Origin of the sequence: Aquimarina discodermiae (genome assembly GCF_040786235.1) — a bacterium.
Classification (GTDB): domain Bacteria; phylum Bacteroidota; class Bacteroidia; order Flavobacteriales; family Flavobacteriaceae; genus Aquimarina.
Genome location: NZ_JBFMKP010000060.1, coordinates 1 through 5,932 on the forward strand (window position 1 = coordinate 1; position 5,932 = coordinate 5,932).

Consider the following 5,932-nt stretch of genomic DNA (forward strand, 5'->3'; position numbering starts at 1 on the left):
TTAGCATAAGATATCATAGATAGGTTTTTAGATTAATAAATTGAAATTCAGTACTTTAATTTACTAAAAACTTATCTTTTTTGCTACAAAAAATCCTCTAAATATTAATCGAACTCAGGTTTCTAGTTTTTTATTCATTTAACTTAGTTATCGGCTTGCTTGTAACGAAGGGCTATGGTTACATTAAAAATACAGCAATGCGTCAGTTTTTGAAGCAATAGGAAGCTGTAATAGATTTTCTAATGCATATTCCGGTTTAAAATTCTGATGTAAAATGAAATTGGATTGAAGGATATTTTTGTTGCGTCATTTGCAAACTAAATGATGAATCTGCAAAAAACACCAATTGCCCTTGTTTATCTTTGGCTAAAAATTTACTTTTTACTCGTTTAAATTCTTTAAACTCCTCCTCATTTTTAACTTCTGTGTCTACCCAACAAGCCTTATGAACATTTAAGTTTTCATACGTACATTTCGCACCGTATTCGTGCTCAAGCCTGTATTGAATTACTTCGTACTGTAAGGCCCCTACTGTTCCTATAACTTTTCTTCCATTCATTTCTAAAGTAAAAAGCTGTGCAACTCCTTCATCCATTAATTGATCAATGCCTTTGGCTAGCTGTTTAGATTTCATTGGATCGGCATTGTTAATGTATCTAAAATGTTCGGGAGAAAAACTAGGGATGCCTTTGTAATGAAGTTTTTCTCCGTTAGTTAAGGTATCTCCAATTTTAAAATTACCGGTGTCATGTAATCCAACAATATCACCTGGAAAGGAAATATCTACAATTTCTTTCTTTTCTGCAAAGAAGGCATTTGGACTTGAAAATTTAAGCTTTTTATTTTGTCTTGTATGAAGGTAGGGAACGTTTCTTTCAAAAGTACCAGATACAATTTTTATAAATGCCAATCGATCTCTATGCTTTGGATCCATATTGGCATGGATTTTAAAAACAAATCCTGTAAAATCTTTTTCTTCGGGGTGTACGATTCTCAGGTCACTTTCTTTAGGTCTTGGAGGTGGTGCAATCGTAACAAAACAATCTAATAGTTCTCGTACTCCAAAATTGTTTAATGCAGAACCAAAAAATACAGGCTGTAAATTACCAGCTATATAATCATCTTGATTAAATTTTGGATAAATACCATCTACCAGCTCTAACTCTTCACGTAAAGTATCGGCTGGGTCATCCCCTATAAGGTTGTTTAGGTCTGGAGAGGATAAATCTGATATCTTTATAGTTTCTTCTATATTCTTTCGGTTATCTCCACTAAAAAGGTTTATGTTTTTTTCCCATATATTATAGATACCTTTAAAATCATATCCCATTCCAATAGGAAAACTCAAAGGAGTAATTGTAAGCCCTAATTTTTGCTCAATCTCATCCAAAAGCTCAAAAGCATCTTTTCCCTCGCGGTCTAATTTATTAATAAAGACAATCATTGGGATGTTCCTCATTCTACAAACAGATACTAACTTTTCTGTTTGTTCCTCGACTCCTTTGGCAACATCGATTACAACGATGACACTATCTACAGCAGTTAATGTTCTAAAAGTATCTTCTGCAAAATCTTTATGACCTGGGGTATCAAGTATATTTATTTTAATGTCTTTATATTCAAAAGCGAGAACCGATGTGGCAACAGATATACCTCTTTGTCGTTCAATCTCCATAAAATCGCTGGTAGCACCCTTCTTAATTTTATTTGATTTTACGGCCCCTGCTTCCTGAATAGCACCTCCAAAAAGTAATAACTTTTCAGTTAAAGTTGTTTTACCCGCATCTGGGTGGGAAATTATTCCAAAAGTCCTTCTTCTACCTATTTCGTCTGTAAATTTCATCTGCTTTAAACGTATGGTTCTAAATGTCAAATAAGAGCCGATTAATACCAATTATGGATGCAAAATGACACCGTAATTATCAGGTATTTGGCAAGGACGCAAATATAGGTTAAAAATATAGAATTGATGTCAATTATAATCTATTATCAACTGTAAAACGAAGGGTTGATTTTTAATGAACCCTAACATCAAATGGTTATTTTTTGTCAGTTAATCCTTGTTAAGAAACGTAGTGATACGTGATTTTATTAGTTGAAATACAAGGGTATATACGGGGGGTAATTTCCCGGATAATTTTAAAAATGACCATTTTAGACCTGAAAATTCCCTGATATAACACTTACATTCTATTCAAAAAAGTGCTGTTTGTCGGTAAAATACATTTTATGTCGAAAAGTATAAAAATACCGATGTATTTATTGCAAAAAAATTAAAAAATATAACAAAATTTGTATTCCCCCTTAAATACGGTTTTCCCGCATTTAAACAATGGTTTAATTTTTTTGTTATTAAAAAAGCAAAGTACTAAAAAGAATGTATGAAAAAGAATACTAAACTTGGAAAAGCATATAAGTTTGGACAAGAAAATTTTTTGAGTAAAGTTGTACTATTCATTTTATTAATAATTAATTGTACGAGTATTCAAGCAGAGGGTTTTGATAACTGCGTAGAGGATGCCTTTTTTATGTGTACTCCAGAACAATCTGGTTTTTGGACTATTTCGGGAACTACAGCTAGTTATGATTTTGGGGATGGTGTAATAGCAAAGGTAACTACAACAACTAGTTCCCCCTTTATAACAGGCGGGTTTAATACATTAGGAACTGGTTTTTGGTCAGAAACGTTAGAGGGCGATTTGTCGTTAGAGAATGGATTTGATTGGGGATCTACAATGACGGTTAGCTTTGAAGATCGCATGGGTAACCCAGTAAATGTAGATAATCCCATAATTCATTTTGATAGAATTGGAGGGACTAATGGTACAATTCAAAATTCATCTGAAATAACATTACTTGGGGGGCTTACATGGACAGCACTAGCAGGAGGAACAAATGATTTTGATGTTACTGCTACTACAGTTAAAGATGCTGGTGCAGGAACTCCAGAAGGAGCAGGTTATGTCACAGAAAGTACGCTTAATGATGTTGATGGATCTGCTTCGGGTTCTTTACAAATAGATACAACGGTATCTACTTTTACAGTTCAATTTAATTTAGTAGGACCTGCAGGTTTGGGAGCAGATACGCTTGAATTTATATTAGTTGTATGTACAGATACAGATTCTGATAATGACGGAGTTCCAGATACTTCAGATATATGTCCAGGTTTTGATGATACACAAGATAATGATAACGATGGGGTGCCTGATGGTTGTGATCTTGATGATGATAATGATGGTATAACCGATATTGATGAAGGAAAATGTACTTCTTTACAATCAGGTACATGGAGTACGTCCGGAACAACAGCATCTTTTGATTATGGAGATGGAGTTATTGCTAGAGTATCTACAACAGAAACTAGTTCATTTGTATTAGGAGGTTTTAACGCTGCGGGAACTGGCTTTTGGTCAGAAGATTTACCAGGCGACGTTTCTCTTCAGAATGCTTATGATTGGGGAACAACTTTAACCGTAGATTTTGAAGATAGTACAGGTAATCCTGTAATTGTTGATAACCCAATTATTCATTTTGATAGAATAGGAGGCGCGTTGGGAAAACAAAATTCAGCAGAAATAACATTGCAAGGTGGACTTACCTGGACTCCTTTAGAGGGGACTCAGGATTTTAGTACTAGAGATATAACGGTTAGAGATGGCGGGGTAGAAACACCATCTACGGGAATAATAGAAAGTACATTAGATGATAATGGAACAGCAGCAGGATCTTTACAAATAAACCAAAATGTATCTTCATTTACATTACAATTTGTACAAGCTGGAACAACAGGGACTGGTGATGGGATTGAAATTATATTATTTGCCTGTAAAAACGTAGATACTGATGATGATGGGAGACCAGACTATTTAGATTTGGATAGCGATAATGACGGTTGTACAGATGCAAATGAGGCATATGCAAATGCAAATGCAGATGATGGTGATACTGGTATCTTTGGTCCTGATACGCCAACTCTAGGTAATGGAGGCGTAAATGCAAATGGTTTGGTGATTGTAGCCGGAGTAAATGGAACTGGAGATGCATATACTACAACTCCTGCCACAGTCACTGCAGGCAATACTTTTCAGCAAGGGATCACTTTAAATATAGATACAGCACCTTCAAATCAGGCAGAAACCGTTGGTAATACAGCTACTTTTAGTGCAGTAGCATCAACTACAGTAGTGACGACCACTCCAGCAACAACAGCTAGTACAGATGTTACTTATCAATGGCAATTGGATTCTGGAAGTGGTTTTGCAAATATCGCAGGAGCAACAGGAACAGTAGTTTCAGGAAGTACCGTAAACTATACAACTCCAGCTTTAGTTTCTGGTGATGACGGAAATTTATATAAAGTAATTTTTACCAATGAAGCAAATATTTGCTTTGAAGAAGCGCAGGCTAGCTTATCGGTATCTGCCCCATGTACAAATGGAGCAACACCTGGTTTAGTAACTGCTAACGATGCAGATGCAGATGGAGTAAATGCAATTTGTGATTTAGATAATGATAATGATGGTATTTTGGATAGTGTTGAGTTACGTTGTGATCAACCTTTGGTAGCAAACTCTACTTCGGGTACTGGTACTTTTCAAGATCAATTTTACCTTTTTAACTGGACAGATGCGGTTTTTGCAAATGGTATTCAAGATGGAGATGCTCAAACATTTACTTTACCAGATGGTTTAGAAATAACAGCAACCTTTTCTAATGTGGTTAATGGAGGGACTTATGTTCCAACAGATATGAGTGTGGTTCCTGTAGCTCAATTGATAAATTTATATGACACTGCAGGTACTACAGAAGCTTTTTATGGAGGATCAGGAGAAGCAGTATCATTTAGAGTAACTTTTGCAGCTACCAAAAATGGAAATACAGTACCTATGGATCTTTTGGCAATTGATGCTGAAACAACAGGAAACCTTGAAACAAATACCTATACCACCAATGGAGGGAACTGGAAATTGATTGAAACCTCAGGTGCAGGAGGAACGTATACTGGTGAAAATACACAAACATTGGTACAGACGAATTCTACTTCAGGTATCGGAATATATAGTACTTTTGATGCTACTGTTCTTGATGTGTCTGTTGCACATGGAGGTAGTGGCAGACAAGCAATTGCTTTTGGAGTGCATTTAGTTTGTGATACCGATGATGATGGGATTGCAGATTATTTAGATCTGGATGCTGATAATGATGGAATTTATGATGTAGTAGAAGCGGGAGGAACAGATGTTAATAATGATGGTGTTCATGATGATGATGATAATAATGTAAATAATATTGCTACAGATGGTGTTCCTTCTAGTGCAAATGGGGGATCAGGAATTTCAACTCCAACTGCAACTACACCGGGTATTTCTAATCATATTAATTTGGATAGTGACGGAGATGGATGTAGTGACGCGAATGAAGCCTATAATGTTTGGAATGCAGATGGAGCAGATGGAGGACAATTTGGGGTAAGCGACCCTGCTACTGTAAATGGAAATGGATTAGTGACAGAGACAGGTATTGATTATACTACAGGAACTAATTCGGCTGTTACAGATGCTAATGCCAATATTTGTATCATTTCAGAAGTAAGTATCAATGATGTTACGGTTGATGAAGGAGACAATGCTGTATTTACAGTAAGTTTATCAAACCCTAGTATAGAAGCGATCACGGTTACTTTTACGGTTGATGATGCTACTGCCGTTGAGACTGATGATTATACAGAACCAACTTTAACAGTTATCATCCCGGCAGGAGATAGTAGCGCAAGTATTACTGTTGCCACGGTTGAAGATACAACCAATGAGCCACAAGAGACTTTTGAAGTAAATATCACTGATGCCGAAACCAATACAACAAACACTACCTTAACAGTTACCGATGCTCAGGGTATAGGAACAATCGATGATGATGATCCAGTGCCTAC

Annotated in this window: 2 protein-coding genes; one reads left to right on the forward strand and one right to left on the reverse strand. The window is 35.9% G+C overall.

The annotated features are described in order from the left end of the window. Positions 1-256: 256 nt before the first annotated feature. On the reverse strand, positions 257-1,843 hold the full coding sequence (locus ABW636_RS22390; RefSeq protein ID WP_367592327.1) for a peptide chain release factor 3: 1,587 nt from the start codon (positions 1,841-1,843) through the stop codon (positions 257-259). Positions 1,844-2,381: 538 nt separating this feature from the next. Between ABW636_RS22390 and ABW636_RS22395 the strand changes: the two genes are divergently transcribed. Further along, the coding region (locus ABW636_RS22395) for a Calx-beta domain-containing protein (RefSeq protein ID WP_367592328.1) at positions 2,382-5,932 on the forward strand (3,551 nt) is incomplete at its 3' end.